19 protein-coding genes and 1 tRNA gene are annotated in these 16,146 nt (G+C 57.8%); 10 read left to right on the forward strand and 10 right to left on the reverse strand.

What is annotated here, in order from left to right; all coding sequences use genetic code 11:
* Positions 1 to 67: 67 nt before the first annotated feature.
* The 8 genes from V6093_RS08620 to V6093_RS08655 form a co-directional block, all read right to left on the reverse strand.
* Positions 68 to 1,291: a PotD/PotF family extracellular solute-binding protein gene (locus V6093_RS08620; RefSeq protein ID WP_047604731.1), complete on the reverse strand. Its 1,224-nt coding sequence runs from the start codon at positions 1,289 to 1,291 to the stop codon at positions 68 to 70.
* On the reverse strand, positions 1,288 to 2,277 hold the full coding sequence (locus tag V6093_RS08625) for a CobW family GTP-binding protein (RefSeq protein WP_406669769.1): 990 nt from the start codon (positions 2,275 to 2,277) through the stop codon (positions 1,288 to 1,290). Before V6093_RS08625 ends, V6093_RS08620 begins: the two co-directional genes overlap by 4 nt.
* Positions 2,274 to 2,573 carry a hypothetical protein gene (locus tag V6093_RS08630; RefSeq protein ID WP_003251167.1) on the reverse strand — a complete coding sequence of 100 codons (300 nt, stop codon included), beginning with the start codon at positions 2,571 to 2,573 and terminating at the stop codon, positions 2,274 to 2,276. The genes V6093_RS08625 and V6093_RS08630 overlap by 4 nt, the downstream gene beginning before the upstream one ends.
* Positions 2,574 to 2,581: 8 nt before the next feature.
* A complete protein-coding gene (locus V6093_RS08635; RefSeq protein ID WP_003251169.1) occupies positions 2,582 to 3,331 on the reverse strand; it encodes an SDR family NAD(P)-dependent oxidoreductase in 750 nt (249 codons plus the stop codon).
* Positions 3,332 to 3,380: 49 nt separating this feature from the next.
* Positions 3,381 to 4,142, reverse strand: coding sequence for an SDR family NAD(P)-dependent oxidoreductase (locus V6093_RS08640; protein WP_003251170.1), 762 nt, complete (start codon positions 4,140 to 4,142; stop codon positions 3,381 to 3,383).
* Positions 4,143 to 4,157: 15 nt separating this feature from the next.
* Positions 4,158 to 5,516, reverse strand: a complete 1,359-nt coding sequence (locus tag V6093_RS08645) for an MFS transporter (protein WP_004576120.1) — start codon at positions 5,514 to 5,516, stop codon at positions 4,158 to 4,160.
* 56 nt (positions 5,517 to 5,572) lie between these two features.
* Positions 5,573 to 6,454, reverse strand: coding sequence for a polysaccharide deacetylase (locus tag V6093_RS08650; protein WP_003251175.1), 882 nt, complete (start codon positions 6,452 to 6,454; stop codon positions 5,573 to 5,575).
* Positions 6,455 to 6,518: 64 nt separating this feature from the next.
* Entirely contained in the window at positions 6,519 to 7,877 is a 1,359-nt protein-coding gene (locus tag V6093_RS08655) for an amidase (protein WP_274083699.1), read from the reverse strand.
* Between the two features lie 298 nt (positions 7,878 to 8,175).
* Here V6093_RS08655 and V6093_RS08660 point away from each other — a divergent pair, with 298 nt between their 5' ends.
* Both V6093_RS08660 and V6093_RS08665 read left to right on the forward strand, forming a co-directional pair.
* Positions 8,176 to 9,180 carry a GntR family transcriptional regulator gene (locus V6093_RS08660; protein WP_003251179.1) on the forward strand — a complete coding sequence of 335 codons (1,005 nt, stop codon included), beginning with the start codon at positions 8,176 to 8,178 and terminating at the stop codon, positions 9,178 to 9,180.
* A 277-nt stretch (positions 9,181 to 9,457) separates the two neighbouring features.
* On the forward strand, positions 9,458 to 9,709 hold the full coding sequence (locus V6093_RS08665; protein ID WP_181321376.1) for a hypothetical protein: 252 nt from the start codon (positions 9,458 to 9,460) through the stop codon (positions 9,707 to 9,709).
* Positions 9,710 to 9,951: 242 nt separating this feature from the next.
* Here V6093_RS08665 and V6093_RS08670 read toward each other — a convergent pair.
* Positions 9,952 to 10,039 (reverse strand) — tRNA-Ser (locus tag V6093_RS08670).
* A gap of 133 nt (positions 10,040 to 10,172) precedes the next feature.
* Here V6093_RS08670 and V6093_RS08675 point away from each other — a divergent pair.
* Positions 10,173 to 10,844: a Bax inhibitor-1/YccA family protein gene (locus V6093_RS08675; RefSeq protein WP_003251184.1), complete on the forward strand. Its 672-nt coding sequence runs from the start codon at positions 10,173 to 10,175 to the stop codon at positions 10,842 to 10,844.
* Between the two features lie 147 nt (positions 10,845 to 10,991).
* On the opposite strand, the gene V6093_RS08680 is transcribed toward V6093_RS08675, so the two are convergent.
* Complete coding sequence (locus V6093_RS08680; RefSeq protein ID WP_162996115.1) at positions 10,992 to 11,168, reverse strand: hypothetical protein; 177 nt, start codon at positions 11,166 to 11,168, stop codon at positions 10,992 to 10,994.
* Here V6093_RS08680 and V6093_RS08685 point away from each other — a divergent pair.
* The 7 genes from V6093_RS08685 (at position 11,159) to V6093_RS08715 (ending at position 16,067) form a co-directional block, all read left to right on the forward strand.
* On the forward strand, positions 11,159 to 12,538 hold the full coding sequence (locus V6093_RS08685) for a nucleobase:cation symporter-2 family protein (RefSeq protein WP_014859306.1): 1,380 nt from the start codon (positions 11,159 to 11,161) through the stop codon (positions 12,536 to 12,538). The two genes, V6093_RS08680 and V6093_RS08685, sit on opposite strands and share 10 nt — an antisense overlap.
* A 95-nt stretch (positions 12,539 to 12,633) precedes the next feature.
* On the forward strand, positions 12,634 to 13,026 hold the full coding sequence (gene tusD, locus V6093_RS08690; protein WP_003251188.1) for a sulfurtransferase complex subunit TusD: 393 nt from the start codon (positions 12,634 to 12,636) through the stop codon (positions 13,024 to 13,026).
* Between the two features lies 1 nt (position 13,027).
* Positions 13,028 to 13,387, forward strand: a complete 360-nt coding sequence (tusC, locus tag V6093_RS08695; protein WP_010954803.1) for a sulfurtransferase complex subunit TusC — start codon at positions 13,028 to 13,030, stop codon at positions 13,385 to 13,387.
* Complete coding sequence (gene tusB / locus V6093_RS08700; protein WP_144000312.1) at positions 13,387 to 13,683, forward strand: sulfurtransferase complex subunit TusB; 297 nt, start codon at positions 13,387 to 13,389, stop codon at positions 13,681 to 13,683. The genes tusC and tusB overlap by 1 nt, the downstream gene beginning before the upstream one ends.
* Complete coding sequence (locus V6093_RS08705; RefSeq protein WP_010954804.1) at positions 13,680 to 14,015, forward strand: TusE/DsrC/DsvC family sulfur relay protein; 336 nt, start codon at positions 13,680 to 13,682, stop codon at positions 14,013 to 14,015. Before tusB ends, V6093_RS08705 begins: the two co-directional genes overlap by 4 nt.
* Positions 14,012 to 15,013: a glycosyl transferase family protein gene (locus tag V6093_RS08710; RefSeq protein WP_406669770.1), complete on the forward strand. Its 1,002-nt coding sequence runs from the start codon at positions 14,012 to 14,014 to the stop codon at positions 15,011 to 15,013. Before V6093_RS08705 ends, V6093_RS08710 begins: the two co-directional genes overlap by 4 nt.
* A 94-nt stretch (positions 15,014 to 15,107) precedes the next feature.
* A complete protein-coding gene (locus V6093_RS08715; protein WP_020191940.1) occupies positions 15,108 to 16,067 on the forward strand; it encodes a glutathione S-transferase family protein in 960 nt (319 codons plus the stop codon).
* The last annotated feature ends 79 nt before the right edge of the window (positions 16,068 to 16,146 follow it).

Consider the following 16,146-nt stretch of genomic DNA (forward strand, 5'->3'; position numbering starts at 1 on the left):
TGCATCAGAACAGTCTGCGTAGAAATCCCTCAGGTCGAAACTTTGCTTGTCTTACACGAAACAGGAGCTAAGCAATGCCCAAGCTTCCAGCTGTGGATGACAGCTCCTTCGAGCGGCCCGCTCTAAGAAATGCAGCCCATTTGCGGACAAGGTAGTTATGCTCATCCATCACCGAGTTCCAGACGCTGATTCGGCTCACTCGCTCGGCGTAGGAGCCCCCTTCCCTTATTTCTCCAGGCCCAATGAGTGGTTCACCATCACTCCCAAGCAACTGTTCGCTGGCTGGCTTGCCTTCGTACCAGTAATCCCATTCCGCAGCCGACAGGTGATCTCGAGCTCGCAGTGGATTGGAAATGTAGAAGCCCTGTCGCGCCATCATCGCGCCTGGCCAACCTGCCAACCACCAGTTCAGATAGGCGTAAGCCACATCTTTCACTGCACCATCAACAGCCCGAGACAACGATAAGCCGCCGAACCAGCCCCGGTAGCCTTCTTTAGGAACTGCCTGGCGATACTGAATGCCTTCGCGATGCAGCTGCATCAGCGCTGGAGACCAGACACTCTCAATGTGAACGTTTGGGCCAAGCATTAGCTTACTGGCATCACGATCATCCGACCAGAAAGCCGCAAAATGCCCTTGGCGTTGGAGCTTGATGAGCACATCCGCGAGCTCATCGATCTCATCCAGCCGAAGGTTGCCAATTACGTCGAACTTGGCCAGGCCCTTAGCCTGCACTGCCAGCGCCGCGTCCAGCGCCCCGATAGCTGCATCGCTCTGCAAAGCCACATGACCGCACCAGCCAGGATCAACAAGCCAGGACCAACTTTCGTTTTCGATACCAAACCCAGGGGGAAGCAGGTCTGGCCTGTAGGCAAAGCTGTCCGCATTGTGCGTGAGCGGCAACATACTGATTGAGTCAGTTGGGTGATTGGCCAAGCTACGATCATGCTGAACATACAAACGGTCGCAAGGCAGGCTACCGCCCGCTAGCTCATCGCCAGCGTGAAGTCGGCCGCGCTTGGCCAGGTCATTGATCTCATCCCACAAAGCAACGCGCCTGATATCAATGGGCTGGATTGCGCCTGCGGGCCAGACAAAATCCATGCTATGGAACCATTGATCGTAAAGGTCATAGCTCTCGGGGTGCATCAACGCAATGCGCTGAACCGTTTGAACGTCATGGACTTGGTACTCAATTCGAATGCCCAGCTCTCGCTCCGCGCGCAAGCGAATAGACTCGAGCAAGGTCACAGAGGTACCCAGTACTCTCAACGTGACAGGGCCGCTCATACAGCACGCCCCAGACGGTTCAAGAAGGCTTCGAACGATCTACTTAGAAGCTTGGTGTCCAAATCGCGCACGATAATCACCAGACGTGATCGCCGCTGCCCATCAGGCCAACTGGCAAGATGCACCGGTGAATGAAGGCAGTGCTGCACACCGTGAATCACGATAGGTTGCTCAGAGTCGATCACGCTCAAGATACCTTTGACCCGAAGAATACGTTCTCCGTGGCATCTTAACAGCATCGATAGCCAAACCCCGAAGGCAAGCCAATCCAGCGGCGTTTCATACTCAAGCACGCAAACTTGTGCGCCCCCGTGCCGAGGTTGCTTCATGGGTGCAAAGAGCTGCCACACCGCGACCTCATCATCAGGCTCCAAGCTTCTGAGCCCTTCGCCAAGCATCTGCTCATCGCCTTCCCCAATGGCACTTGCCAGCGCGACCGAGGCAGACGGGTTAAGGGTTTTCAGGTGATCCACTAGCAGATCAAGAATCTCTGAGCTAACCAGATCTCCCTTACTCACTAAAAGGCGATCAGCAGCTGTTACCTGGCCCAGCCACTCGGGGTGGATTCGTTCCTGAAGAGCGGCGTGCAGGGCGTCGACAACGGTCACCATAAGCCCAACATGGTATCGACCTCGAAGTTGTGGATCCCGCTGCAAAGTCGCAAGAATCGGCGCAGGATCCGCAAGGCCAGTCGTTTCCAAAAGCACTCGACGGAAAGCAGGGATCTCCCCACGATTTCGCTTGTCATGCAGATCGATGAGCGCTTGTTTCAGATCCCCACGCACCGAACAACAGACGCACCCACTTGGCAGCAGCACCGTGTTGGGCGCGATTTCCTGCACGAGAAGATTATCGATGCCAACCTCGCCGAATTCATTGATGAGCAGAGCCGTCTCGCCCATCTCTTCATTGGCCAGCACCCGCTGCAACAAAGTAGTTTTCCCACTGCCCAGAAAACCGGTCAGGACATTGATCTGAAGGCTCATGCCTGCATCTCCAAGTGATCGAGAATTCTTGGATCAAGGGGGTCAAGCTTGCGCCCCAGAATCTCCTCGGCTGTTTGCCAGAGCTGCTCCAAACCGGAGGCAATACCTTGCTTTCCCGTGGGGCCCTGGACCAGATAAGAAGCGCCCTGGACGTCACTGACTTTGAGCCTGAAGGGGGCTATCACCTGGTTAATTGAGGCAATTCGACGTAAGCGCTCGCGGCGACCGGGAAGGCTTGTGTCTATAGGATCACTCCAGTGAACATCCTCACCGATCAGGCCACAAAGTCCACACATAGCTCACCTCAAGGCATTACGTCGCCGGCATTCGGGTTAAGGGTTTGGCCGACGAACAAGTTTCCGCCAGGCTCAGAGGCAAGCAGCACCGCGATCGGTGCCACCTCTTCAACCTTACCGAACCGACCCAATGGCAACTCTCTGGCCTTTGCAGCCTTCCACTCCTGACTGATCCCTTCAACGAGCGGGGTTTCAATCGGCCCAGGAGCAACAGAATTGACCAAGACGTTGTCCTTGCTCACTTCCAAAGCCAGGGACTTGGTGAATCCGATTACACCTGCTTTCGCGGCAGCATAGTGAGTCAGTTGAGCGCCACCTTTGATGCCGAGCTGAGAGGCGATGTTTATGATGCGGCCCCATTTCTGTTCCAGCATATGAGGTAGAGCACGCTGGCTTGCGACGAATACGCTGGTCAGATCGACCCGCAGCATCTCATCCCACATTTCCTGAGTGAGATCCACACAGGAAGCCTGAGTCAGCATACCGGCATTATTCACCAGAACATCGATGCCACCGAGCGCATCTACGCAGGCATCTACGCCAGCTTGAGCCCCTTCCCTGCTACCGACATCAGCAACACACTCGATCACCAAGACGCCACGGTCACGACAGTGGTTGGCAACGACAGCCAAGCGCTCGGCGTCTCGATCACACAACACAAGCTTGGCGCCTGCATCGGCATATGCATAGGCGATCGCCGCACCGATACCGCTAGCTGCACCGGTAATGACGGCACGTCGGTTTTGCAATGGCTTCATTGTCATTTCTCCTCGCAGCCGCAAGGAAACCTTGCGGTGTTGTTATTTTTTACTCAGGCCAGCGTACGGTCAGACCGCCATCGATGATGATGCTCTGTCCCGTGATGTAGCTCGACTCACGACCGGTCAAGTAGCAAACCAGGTCAGCCACTTCACTTGCTCGCCCTACCCGTCCCAGAGGAATCGCTTTGCCCGCCTTGGCCAGACCGTCAGCCCCTAGCGAATTCTTGCTGTCCAGCGATTGAGGTGTCTCAATCAAACCGGGAATGATGGTGTTGCAGCGAATTCCTTTCGGCGCAAATTCCACCGCAAGAGAGCGGCAGAGCCCTGGAAGGCCGGCCTTGGCAGCTGCGTAATGAGAATGGTCTTGCCATCCGTATACACCACCAGCAATCGACGAAATGGCAACCATGGCTCCGCCTTCACTGATGTAACGGCTCGCGCTTCGGAAAGTGCGCATCACGCCCGTAAGGTCGACGTTGAGCATTTCATTCCACTGCTCATCCGACATCTCAAGTAGCGGAGCTTTGCGCAAAAGCCCAGCGTTCGCGACGGCATAGTCGAGCCGACCGAAGTGTTCGACTGCCACTGCGGCGATGGCGTCCATCGAGGCGCTGCTGGTCACGTCCATCGCCACCATTAAACACTCGCCACCTGCCTCCTCTACGAGTCGCTGAGTCTGAGAGGGGTCATGTGGGTCACCTGCCAAATAGCCACCAATCACGCGCACACCTTTCTTCGCGTACGCAATTGCAACCGCCTGGCCAATGCCACTGGCAGCCCCGGTAACCAACGCTACGGGTTGAGACATAGTTACAAATCCCTGTTATTTGACTGAATGGGGTTCGACGTGCCGGGCGGCGAACATAATCAAGCCCGAAAGGAAGCAAGGCAGCGCTCCAAACCAAAGGGCAGCACTGTGCCATTCACCACCGGTGGACAGCACGCTGGTGATTCCCAGACCAGCAACAATGGCGCCGATAGGGCCCATGGCATGGACAATTGCGCCCCCTGTTGCACGGATACTGGTGGGGAAGCTTTCGCCCATGAAGAACAACATCGCGGAATACGGGCCGGTCAGGAAGAACAGGCCCAAACTGTACAAGGCAACAACCGTGATCAGATCACTTGGCGCTTGAATCATGGCGAAGAATGCCAATCCACCACACATCCAACCGAGAGCCACTGTGTTGCGGCGTCCAATCCGATCGCCCAGCCAACCGTGAACCAGGTAACCGATGAACCCAACCAGGTTGGAGAGAACAAGGATCCACAACGAGTTCTCGAACGACAACTTGTGAACGCTCACGATGACTGACGTGCCCAGAACGCTGAAGACTTGAATGGCCGACCAGTTGAGGAGAATCGCCAAGCTCAGAACCAATGTAGGCCGCAGTGCTGCACCACGAAATGCTGCTGCAACGCCTGCCTTGGCATGCTCGTCATAGTCAACGTGGTATTCACGAGCCAGGCTGCGTGCGGCGGAATCATCTCCCGCCTTGCGCAATTGGTTGATCCGCTGATGCACCTGGAACTGAGGGCTTTCTTTGAGTTTTCGAGCCAGAATCGCCACAACCAGCGCAGGCACCGCAGCAAAAATGAAACAACCCTGCCAACCAATGTGGGGCAGCAGCAGTGCAGTAAGGCCTGCAGCAATCAAAGCCCCTACCGGCCAACCACTTTGCACCAAGCTGTAGACAAACCCCCGGCGCTTGATCAGCTTTGGATCGGTCGAGGCTGCATACACCTCGGTAAGGTACGTCGCGTTGACCCCTTCCTCGGCATAACCGAGGCCTGCGACCGAGCGAACAGCTATCAACGGCCCCTTCCCCATACCGGCACACACAGCGGTGAGCGCCGAGCAAAGCGCTGTACCGCCGATTGTGAAGATGATCCCGCCACGTCGACCGATCTTATCTACGAGAGGGCCGACGACGAACGCCACGACAGCACCGCCAACCGCTACCCACGTGGCGATTTCCGCCTGCTCAGTTTCGCTCCAAGTGAAATGCCCGCCCATGACCGGCAGCAGGGTGCCAAACAAGATGAAGTCGTAAACTGCAAAAACCCAAGCAAAGAAGGCAATCCAAGTCGCATATTTGACATCTTTGGATTCCAGTTGTACCGGCTTCCATGTACCAGACTCGGTAACTGGCGTCGTGGTGGTGGCTGGCGTAGTGGTCATATCGGCATTTCTCTTGTTGTTGATCCGCTTATAAACGTGCGAACCGAAGTATTTAATCAACCCTTACGCGGTTGACGCCGGATAAAGTCGTCAGCGATTTCGTCCATCGTGACGAAGTTCACACCTTCATGACTCTTCATATGCTCGATAAAGCGCTCAAGCATAAGTAGTACTTGAGGTCGACCGGACACATCAGGGTGAATCGTGATTGGGAACACTGCGTAGTCATGTTCGCGGTAAACCCAGTCAAATTGATCGCGCCACATTTCTTCCAAGTGGCGAGGATTGACGAAGCCGTGGCTATTAGGCGATTTTTTGATAAACATCATCGGCGGAAGATCATCAAGGTACCAGTTGGCTGGAATCTCAACCAAATCGGTTTCTTCGCCACGAACTAACGGCTTCATCCAAGTATCGGGATGTTGGCTGTAGTCAATCTTGCTCCAGCTGTCCTTCACCCTGACGTAGTAAGGGTGGAAGTCGTTGTGCATCAAGCTGTGGTCGTACTTGATACCCTTCTTCAGAAGCAGCTCATTGGTGACATTGCTGAATTCCCACCAAGGTGCCACGTAGCCGGTCGGCCGTTTGCCTGAAAGCTGGGTGATGACTTCAATCGATTTGTCCAGGACGATTTCTTCTTGCTCAGGCGTCATCGCGATCGGGTTCTCATGGCTGTAACCATGAATGCCAATTTCATGGCCTGCCTGAACCACAGCTTTCATTTGCTCGGGGAAGGTTTCTACCGAGTGGCCAGGGATGAACCACGTTGTGCGCAGGTCATATTTTTCAAAAAGCTTCAGAAGGCGGGGGGCGCCAACTTCGCCAGCAAAAAGACCGCGAGAGATATCGTCAGGCGAATCCTCCCCCCCATAGGAACCGAGCCAACCGGCTACCGCATCGACATCAACGCCAATTGATACAAAAATTTCTTTCTTCATGGTCAATACCTCTTTGTTATTCAACTATTCACAGGCAAACATTGCCCGCACTCCGGTTGACCTGTTAATTCACGCCTCGAACATAAGGCTCGATTGCCAGGCCTGCTCGGAGCAGTTCCTTATCATTTCCACTCACACTTGAAAGAAGGAGACTCGTGGGAAGCCCTGCCTCCCCAGTCCCACTTGGCAACGCAATGCCAGGCATGTCCAGCATGCTGCCGGGCATTGTCAGCCTCAGTGTTGCCAGGTTAGTAGCAACGAAAAGGTTGGCGTCTTCTTCAAGCGGTGCCAGAAGCGGAGCTACGTGACCTACTGTCGGGGTCACCAGGAATGCGCCATCTAACTCACGCGCAATCTGTGCTTTCAGTGCCTCGGCAGCTTGGTACAAGCGAACCTGCTTACTGGCTGGAAACGCTCGCGCGGCCTCAAGCCGCTTGCGAACACGCGGGTCTAGCTGCTCAGCATCCGTGCTATCGAGAAGCGCTTGGTAGTAGGCAAAAGCCTCCGCACTCCCGAGCCATCCGATCTGCTCGATGACGTCCAGCGCTTGTTCAAATGCTCTAACTTTTTTTCGCTCGACCACTGCTCCCGCCGCAGCCAATCGATCAAGCGCCGCGAGAAGGTTTGCGCGTACTTCAGGCTGAATGCGCGAGTCATCAAGCAGATCAATATCTACGCACAGCTTTAGCCCTGCAGCGGGAAGGCCTGAGGTGTCCAGCGGCATGCCATTCTGATCACCTAACAGGAGGTTATCGACAACGATGGCATCACGAACGCTATGGGTGATCGGCCCAAGCGAATCAAGAGAACTTGCAAGGGGCGTGACACCTTCGAACGAGTAACGCTTTGCACTGCTGCGGTAACCCACAAGTCCATTGAAAGCTGCTGGCACTCGAATGGAGCCAGCGGTATCAGTCGACATACCGATAGGCGCGCACCCCTGCGCAACGGCTATAGCCGAGCCGGAGGACGACCCTCCCGGTGCACGTACTTCGCCGACAAAGCTAATGTTGGCTGGCGTTCCGAAATGGGGATTAAGGCCCAGCCCCGAGTATGCCAGTTCGCTGAGGTTGGTCTTTCCGATGTTCACCATGCCCGCCCGGCTGAGCATTGTCGCCAGTGAGCAATCGCGTGATGCCGGTTGGTCGTGCAAACGTACTTTCGCACCAGCCGTTGTTACACAGCCGGCCAGGTCGTAGAGGTCTTTCCACGCTACTGGTACGCCATCAAAAGGTGACAAGGGTTGACCTGCTTGCCAGCGCGCCTTAGCCGCAGCCGCTTCGCGTAGCGCTCGCTCCTCGCATAAGGTGATAAATGCTTCGGGCACCCGCTCCGCCCTTAGAAGCGCATTTTCAAGGGCGGCGACAGGGTCGGTCGTTCCGTCGGCGAATTGCTGAGCTAAGGAATGGGCATCGGCAAGCATGGCACACCTCTAAAATGTACATTTTAATAATACATACATTTCACAAAGCATCGAACGTGCCAAGTTTTCGTAGCGAGTATTCTACGACCTCCTGAAAGCTCTGGGCCTTGAGGGAGACGGGTGAGAGGACCCCACACGTCAGGCCGGCCCAGAAAATGTATGTTTTAATAAATGATCCATTTTGGGTTTTTCGGTAACAGCCTGCCCCAAAATCGTTCATAGAAGTGTTACCGGTGTTCGATCACATCTCGCTTCGCTTGTGAGAAACTTACCCTCCACGCTTCATGAGAACCCTTTGATGTCTGCCACACAGCCAACGGAAGACCGTCCAGCCTCTCGCTACGAGACAATCCGCAATACGCTGCGCGATGCGATCCTCGGCGGGCAGACGGTTCCTGGACTCGTGTTGGTAGAGGGGCCGTTAGCGGAGCTCTTCGGCACAAGCCGCGTGCCGGTTCGTCAGGCCCTCAATCTTCTCCATGAGGAAGGACTGATACGGCGATTTGATGGGCGGGGTTTTCTGATCGACCCTGAAGGCACCACCGAAACACCGCTCCGAGTCCCCCTGACTCGCAAGCTCTTGGGAATCGAGCCGCAAGAAGACCTTATCGATTACCGTCCGCTGGGTGAGCGCATTTACGACCACCTTGCCCAGGCGGTCATACGTTTCATGGTCTTCGGCCACTACCGGATCGATGAACAGAGCGCAGCCGAAGAATTGAACGTAAGCCGGAACGTAGTCAGAGAGGCATTGATGCGACTGCGGGACAAAGGGCTAGTAGAAAAAGAACCGTACTCACATTGGTTGGCCGGGCCATTAACAGCCCAGGCCGTGAAGCATGACTACGAGCTACGGATGCTCCTGGAGCCCGATGCTCTGCGCCAAGGTGTCGATCAGATGCCTCGGAGCGATCTTGAAGCAATGTTGAGCCGCATCGTCAAAGCCCAGGAAGCCGGTCGCCTGGTTCAGCGCGCAGACATCGAACAGCTTGAGCAGGATCTGCACGTCACCTGCATAGCCGGGGTGAGTAATACCCGTATGGCAGCAGTGATTCGCCAATGTCAGATCCCGATGAATGTCGGACGCGTACTGCATGAAGCACTGCAGTCCAGCAACGACGAAGCCATGCTGATGGAACATCGCTTGATCTTCGAAGCATTGTTGTATGGAACGGTTGAATCTGCCTGTTCATGCCTGCGCGATCATCTATCCAAAGCCCGCGAGCGCACGCTCCAGCGACTCAAGGTGCTCTCAGTCCTTCCAGAGCCTGATGCACCTAGCTACCTGGAAAGACTTGCCTGAACAAAAGCGGCCTGGGAGCAAATCCACCCTGGCATGATGGCTTCCCACCTAGCTTCTCTTGGCTTTGCGCTAGCAGTCGCATCCGCGACGAGGGCAGCTTCAGTTGATTATCATGCCGGGGATTGCCACTCGGCACCGACTTGAGCTTGGCGAGGCTGAAGTGGGCAGAACTGGAGGCGAAAGAGAAACCCAAGGATCTAATCACGCAGGGAGCGATCTTCGACCGGTACGAACGCGACATCATCTCGACAAAGCGCCTCGCACCCAGAGGGACAACTTGGCCGAGTTCCGGCAGCTGCGCAACTACTTCGACAAAGCGCCAAACGACGGGATTACCCCTGCATACATGGCGAAGTATCGCGACGTCAGGGCGAACCGCGAGATCGCCAAGGCCCACCGCGTGAAGCAGAAGAAGCCCCACAAGAAGCTGCGGCCCCTGCTTGAGGTCAATGACGTGGAAGGAGCCTGGGCACCGTCATCAGGAAGATTCAGGAGCGCAACGCTCCACATGGATCGCCATACCTGCTGATGACCGATAACGGCAAACGGGTGACGTCGACCATGCCAGCCTGCTTCTCGGCCACAACAAGGGCGACATTACCGAGAGGGTTTACCGACGCGTCGGGGCGCTCGCCAAACCGACCAAATAAGCAGATTATTAGGACGCGTCCCAATTCCATTACATCAAGAGCATTCCCAAGGGTGTTCCCATGGGTAGATTTTCTAGGCCCCAAAAACGCAAAAAGCCCTGAATAATCAGGGCTTTGAATATGGCGGAAGCGTAGAGATTCGAACTCTAGGATAGTTGCCCATCGACGGTTTTCAAGACCGTTGCCTTAAACCACTCGGCCACGCTTCCAGCTCGTTTTGCGGCCGCCATAATACCTTAATGAAACACGCTGTCAAACTCTCTGTGTCGCGGGTTGCAGGAGCAATGGTAGACTCCTAGCATCTGAACGTCCGAAACCACAGGTTTACCAAGGAGTGTCGCCATGCGCGAACAGGATTACGCCGTCCACCACGGCCAGCAGGTCGAGCAGCAGGAGATCAGCAAGGTCCTGCGCAACACGTACAGCCTGCTGGCGCTTACTCTCGCCTTCAGCGGTGTCATGGCTTTCGTTGCCCAGCAGATGCGCGTCGGCTACCCGAACGTGTTCGTGGTGCTGATCGGCTTCTACGGGCTGTTCTTCCTTACCAACAAACTGCGTGATTCGGCCTGGGGCCTGGTGTCCACCTTCGCGCTCACCGGTTTCATGGGCTTCATCCTCGGCCCGATCCTCAACCGTTACCTGGGCATGGCCGGTGGCGCCGAGGTAGTGAGCTCCGCGTTTGCCATGACTGCGCTGGTGTTTGGTGGTCTGTCGGCCTACGTGCTGATCACCCGCAAGGACATGAGCTTCCTCAGCGGCTTCATCACTGCAGGTTTCTTCGTTCTGCTGGGTGCTGTCGTTGCCAGCTTCTTCTTCCAGATCAGCGGCCTGCAACTGGCAATCAGCGCTGGCTTCGTGCTGTTCTCGTCGGTCTGCATCCTGTTCCAGACCAGCGCGATCATTCATGGTGGCGAACGTAACTACATCATGGCGACCATCAGCCTGTATGTGTCGATCTACAACCTGTTTGTCAGCCTGCTGCAGTTGTTTGGCATCATGGGTCGTGATGACTGATTGATTGCTGTGCCGCAAGAAGCCCGCTTAGGCGGGCTTTTTTGTAGGCGCTGGAAATGGGGCGGGCTGCGGGATGTTCGTCGGAAGAGGTTCAGCGCCTGATAGATCGAGCGGCGCCCGCGCAGCGCATCGCGAGCAAGCCCGCTCCTACATCAGTTTCGAGCCAACTATTCCTGCAATCACAATAACTGACCAAAAAGTCAGATAACCAGGCAAATGGTCGCCGATCATGCCGCCATCCTGCTTTTCTCTACCGCTATCTTTCATCACCCCGTAGAATGCGCTCCTTTTTTCTTCCGGGGCGGCTTTCAGCAATGAGCTCACACGAACACAGCCCAGGCGCAGCGGCGCCTGCCAATGAACTGGTGCTTGGTCTGGAGGACAAGCCACGGCTGTTGATCGGCCTGCTGGCAGCCCTGCAGCACCTGCTGGCGATCATCGTGCCGATCGTCACCCCTGGCCTGCTGATCTGCCAGGCGTTGGGTGTATCTGCACGTGATACCAATTTGATCGTTTCGATGTCGCTGGTGATCTCGGGTATCGCCACCTTCGTCCAGTGCAAACGCTTCGGCCCATTTGGCGCGGGGCTGCTGATCGTTCAGGGCACCAGCTTCAACTTCGTCGGCCCGCTGATTGCCGGTGGTGCGCTGATGGTCAAGCAAGGCACGCCGGTCGAGGGCGTAATGGCAGCCATTTTTGGCGTAGTAATCGCAGGCTCGTTCGTCGAGATGGGCGTGTCGCGCATCCTGCCCTTCGTCAAACGCCTGATCACCCCGCTGGTGACTGGCATCGTGGTGTTGATGATCGGCCTGACGCTGATCAAGGTCGGCCTGATCAGCATGGGCGGTGGCTTTGGGGCCATGGCCAATGGCACCTTTGCCAATGGCGAAAACCTGCTGATGTCGGGCGTGGTACTGGCGATCATCGTCGTTCTCAACCGTATCCCGGTGGTGTGGATGCGCAGCTGCGCCATCGTCATCGCCCTGGCGGTCGGCTATGCGCTGGCCGGTTTCCTGGGCCGCCTGGACTTTACCGGCATGCACGAGGCCGCGCTGTTCCAGGTGCCGACACCGCTGCACTTTGGCTTGGGCTTCTCGTGGGCGCTGTTCATTCCGATGCTGGTGATCTACCTGGTCACTTCGCTGGAAGCCATCGGTGACGTTACCGCCACCAGCAAGGTGTCGCGCCAGCCGGTCGAAGGGCCGGTGTGGATGCAGCGGATCAAGGGGGGCGTGCTGGTCAACGGCGCCAACTCGCTGCTGGCCGGTCTGTTCAACACCTTCCCTAGCTCGATCTTTGCCCAGAACAACGGGGTGATTCAGCTGACCGGTATTGCCAGCCGTCATATCGGTATGTGGATTGCCGTAATGCTGGTGTTACTGGGGCTGTTCCCGAGTGTTGCCGGGGTGATTCAGGCCGTGCCGGAGCCGGTGCTGGGCGGCGCGGCGATGGTCATGTTTGGCGCGGTTGCGGCGTCGGGGATCAATATTCTGGCCAGCACCCGGCTGGACCGTCGGGCGCTGCTGATTATTGCGGTGTCGTTGGCGCTTGGGTTGGGTGTGGCGCAGGTGCCGGAGTTCCTGGCGCATATGCCGGCGGCGATTCGCAATGTGCTGGAGTCGGGTGTGGCTACCGGGGGGATTTGTGCGCTGGTGCTGAACTGGTTCTTGCCGGAGAGCAAGGAGCAGGCTTGAACCTGGCGTTTGAATGAAAAGCCCGCGCCCGCTTGCACAAGCGGGTGCGGGCTTTTTTGCTTTATCATGGCACCAATCCTTTGCATGAGTTAGCCATGAAATTCGCTATCGCGGTGTTCTCCCCGGCCCATGCGCCCTCTTCGCGACGCGCCCTGCGCTTCGCCGAGGCGGTGCTGGCCGGCGGGCATGAGATTGCCCGGCTGTTCTTCTATCAGGACGGGGTGCACAGTGCCTCGGCCAACGTCGTCGCCCCCCAGGACGAACTGGACGTGGCTGGCCAGTGGCGCACGTTCATACAGACCCATCAGCTGGACGCCGTGGTGTGTATCGCCGCCGCCCTGCGCCGTGGCGTGCTCGACGAAGCCGAGGCCAACCGCTACCAGCGCCCGGCCGTGAACCTGCCCAAGCCCTGGGAACTGTCGGGGCTGGGCCAACTGCACGAGGCCGCGCAAGTGGCCGATCGCCTTGTCTGCTTCGGAGGCGACTGATATGGCCAAGTCCTTGTTGATCATCAGCCGTCAGGCACCGTGGAATGGCCCCTCTGCCCGCGAGGCGCTGGACATCGCCCTGGCCGGCGGCGCGTTCGACCTGCCGTTGGGCATGCTGTTCCTCGACGATGGTGTGTTCCAGCTCGCGCCGGACCAGCAACCCGCCGCCGTGCAACAGAAGAACCTGGCCGCCAACCTGCAGGCGCTGCCGATGTTCGGTGTCGAAGAACTGTTCGCCTGCAACCACAGCCTGGCCCGCCGTGGCCTGGCAGCCGAGACCCTGGCGCTGCCGGTGCAAGTGCTCGATGACGCAGCGCTGACCGCCCTGATAGCCCGTTTCGACCAGGTGATAACGCTCTGATGAAGACCCTGCATGTAATTGCCCATTCCCCGTTTGGCGACGAGCGCCTGGCCAGTTGCCTGCGCCTGCTCGGTGCCGAAGATGCCCTGCTGCTGTGCGGTGATGCCGTGTATGCCCTGCGCACCGGCAGCGAGCCGCACGGCCATCTGCAAGCCGCCGGCCTGGCCCAGCGCCTGTTCGCCCTGGACGAGGATGTACAGGCCCGCGCGGTCGGCAACGACCTGGCAACGGCCGTGGACTACGCCGGGTTCGTCGAACTGTCGCTGCAATACGACAAGGTCAACAGCTGGCTATGAATACGCTCACCGTTGGCGATCAGGTGATCGCCCTGGACAAGGATGGCTTCCTGGTCGACCTGCAAGACTGGTCCCACGACGCCGCCGAGGCTTTGGCCAAGCGCGAGGGTATCCCGTTGACGGCGGACCATTGGGAAATCCTCGAACTGCTCCGTCAGTTCTACCAGGAATACCAGCTTTCTCCGGCCACCCGCCCGCTGATCAAGTACACGGCCCTCAAGCTGGGCCCTGAAAAGGGCAACAGCCCGCACCTTAACCGCCTGTTCAACGGCACCCCCGCCAAACTTGCCGCCAAGCTGGCGGGCCTGCCCAAGCCGACCAACTGCATATGACCGAACCTCGTCCGCTCACTCTGGAAACCCCCGCCGAACACCCGTTCGCCGAATTCGTGCGTATTCTCGGCAAAGGCAAGCGCGGCGCGCGTGGCCTGACCCGCGAGGAGGCCCGTGCAGCCATGACCCTGCTGCTGGAAGGCAAGGTCGAAGACACCCAGCTCGGTGCCTTCCTCATGCTGCTGCGGCACAAGGAAGAAAGCGCCGAAGAGCTGGCCGGCTTCACCGAGGCCCTGCGCGCCCACCTGCAGGCGCCGCGCATCGCCGTTGACCTGGACTGGCCCACGTACGCCGGCAAGAAGCGTCACCTGCCCTGGTACCTGCTGGCCGCCAAGTGCCTGGCCAACAATGGCGTGCGCATCCTGATGCACGGCGGTGGCGCACACACTGCCGGGCGTATGTATACAGAGCAACTGCTCGACCTGCTGCAGATTCCGCTGTGCCGCGACTGGGCCGCCGTCGGCAACGCGCTGGACCAGCACCAGCTGGCATTCTTCCCGCTGCACGACTGGGTGCCGCAGCTGCAACGCATGATCGACCTGCGCAATACCCTGGGCCTGCGCTCGCCCATCCACTCGCTGGCGCGAGTGCTCAACCCGCTGGGCGCTCGCTGTGGATTGCAGAGCATCTTTCACCCCGGTTACCAGGCCGTGCACCGCGAGGCCAGCCGCTTGCTGGGCGACCATGCCGTGGTGATCAAGGGTGATGGCGGCGAAATCGAGGTCAATCCCGATGTCATCAGCCATCTCTACGGCACCACGGCGGGTGAGGCGTGGGATGAAGAGTGGCCAGCGCTGAGCGAACGTCGCCATGTCAAGCCGCCCAGCCTGCAGGCAGAACACTTGCTGGCGTTCTGGCGTGGCGAAGTGGAAGACAGTTATGGCGAGAAGGCCCTGATTGCGACCATGGCGCTGGCCCTGCGTGGTTTGGGACAGCACCGCGAGCAGGCGTTCGTAACAGCGCAAGGCTACTGGGACACTCGAAATAGATCGATTTAGCCGATAATAGAACCGCGATCTTTGCGCTATTTCTTCGAACGATTTGGCCTAGACTGGGCTCCAACGACAAACAACTTTGTTTCAGGAGCTCACCATGGGCCTATTGATCGACGGCCGCTGGCACGACCAGTGGTATGAAAACGGCAAGGACGGCACGTTCAAGCGGGAGAATGCCCAGCGCCGCAATCAGTTGCCCGCCCCCGAGGCCGGCCGCTACCACCTGTACGTGTCGCTGGCCTGCCCATGGGCCCACCGCACCCTGATCTTTCGCGCGCTGAAAGGCCTGGAGCCGTTGATCGACGTGTCGGTGGTCAGCTGGCTGATGCAGGACCATGGCTGGACCTTCGATCAGCAGCAAGGCTCCAGCGGGGACCACCTAGACGCCCTGCAGTACCTGCACCAGCGCTACACCCAGGATGACCCGCACTACACAGGGCGCGTGACGGTGCCTGTACTGTGGGACAAGAAAGAGAAGCGCATCGTCAACAATGAGTCGGCAGAAATCATCCGCATATTCAACAGCGCGTTCAACGAGCTGACCGGCAATACTCTGGACCTCTACCCCACATCGCTGCGCCCGACCATCGAAGCACTGAACGAGCGCATCTACCCGGCGGTGAACAACGGCGTGTACCGCGCAGGCTTTGCCACCACGCAAGACGCTTACGAGGCTGCCTTTGACGATGTGTTCAACGAGCTGGATTACCTGGAAGCCTTGCTAGGCCGCAATCGCTACCTGGCGGGTGAGTACCTGACCGAGGCTGATGTACGCCTGTTCACTACACTGGTGCGCTTCGATGCCGTGTACCACGGGCACTTCAAGTGCAACCTGCGCCGCCTGAGCGACTACCACAACCTGTCGAACTGGCTGCGTGAGCTGTACCAGTGGCCTGGGGTGGCGGGTACGGTGAACATGGAGCATATCCAGAAGCACTATTACATGAGCCACAAGACCATCAACCCGAACGGGATTGTGCCTAAAGGGCCTTTGCAGGACTTTGGTTTGCCGCATGATCGAGAGCGGTTGGTGGGCAAAGGGATTTGGCAGGCTTGAGAAAGCCGGGCTGCTTTGCAGCCCATCGCGACACAAGGCCCACACACAAGGGCCTTGCAATGCCTGGGGCATGTGCGAT

This window comes from Pseudomonas putida group bacterium ESBL64, assembly GCF_045277175.1.
Taxonomy (GTDB): Bacteria; Pseudomonadota; Gammaproteobacteria; order Pseudomonadales; family Pseudomonadaceae; genus Aquipseudomonas; species Aquipseudomonas alloputida.

Bases quoted from the DNA above. Each gene is read 5' to 3' on its own strand.
- V6093_RS08620 (WP_047604731.1), bottom strand. From the start codon at position 1,291: ATGAGCGGCCCTGTCACGTTGAGAGTACTGGGTACCTCTGTGACCTTG.
- V6093_RS08625 (WP_406669769.1), bottom strand. From the start codon at position 2,277: ATGAGCCTTCAGATCAATGTCCTGACCGGTTTTCTGGGCAGTGGGAAA.
- V6093_RS08630 (WP_003251167.1), bottom strand. From the start codon at position 2,573: ATGTGTGGACTTTGTGGCCTGATCGGTGAGGATGTTCACTGGAGTGAT.
- V6093_RS08635 (WP_003251169.1), bottom strand. From the start codon at position 3,331: ATGAAGCCATTGCAAAACCGACGTGCCGTCATTACCGGTGCAGCTAGC.
- V6093_RS08640 (WP_003251170.1), bottom strand. From the start codon at position 4,142: ATGTCTCAACCCGTAGCGTTGGTTACCGGGGCTGCCAGTGGCATTGGC.
- V6093_RS08645 (WP_004576120.1), bottom strand. From the start codon at position 5,516: ATGACCACTACGCCAGCCACCACCACGACGCCAGTTACCGAGTCTGGT.
- V6093_RS08650 (WP_003251175.1), bottom strand. From the start codon at position 6,454: ATGAAGAAAGAAATTTTTGTATCAATTGGCGTTGATGTCGATGCGGTA.
- V6093_RS08655 (WP_274083699.1), bottom strand. From the start codon at position 7,877: ATGCTTGCCGATGCCCATTCCTTAGCTCAGCAATTCGCCGACGGAACG.
- V6093_RS08660 (WP_003251179.1), top strand. From the start codon at position 8,176: ATGTCTGCCACACAGCCAACGGAAGACCGTCCAGCCTCTCGCTACGAG.
- V6093_RS08675 (WP_003251184.1), top strand. From the start codon at position 10,173: ATGCGCGAACAGGATTACGCCGTCCACCACGGCCAGCAGGTCGAGCAG.
- V6093_RS08685 (WP_014859306.1), top strand. From the start codon at position 11,159: ATGAGCTCACACGAACACAGCCCAGGCGCAGCGGCGCCTGCCAATGAA.
- tusD (WP_003251188.1), top strand. From the start codon at position 12,634: ATGAAATTCGCTATCGCGGTGTTCTCCCCGGCCCATGCGCCCTCTTCG.
- tusC (WP_010954803.1), top strand. From the start codon at position 13,028: ATGGCCAAGTCCTTGTTGATCATCAGCCGTCAGGCACCGTGGAATGGC.
- tusB (WP_144000312.1), top strand. From the start codon at position 13,387: ATGAAGACCCTGCATGTAATTGCCCATTCCCCGTTTGGCGACGAGCGC.
- V6093_RS08705 (WP_010954804.1), top strand. From the start codon at position 13,680: ATGAATACGCTCACCGTTGGCGATCAGGTGATCGCCCTGGACAAGGAT.
- V6093_RS08710 (WP_406669770.1), top strand. From the start codon at position 14,012: ATGACCGAACCTCGTCCGCTCACTCTGGAAACCCCCGCCGAACACCCG.
- V6093_RS08715 (WP_020191940.1), top strand. From the start codon at position 15,108: ATGGGCCTATTGATCGACGGCCGCTGGCACGACCAGTGGTATGAAAAC.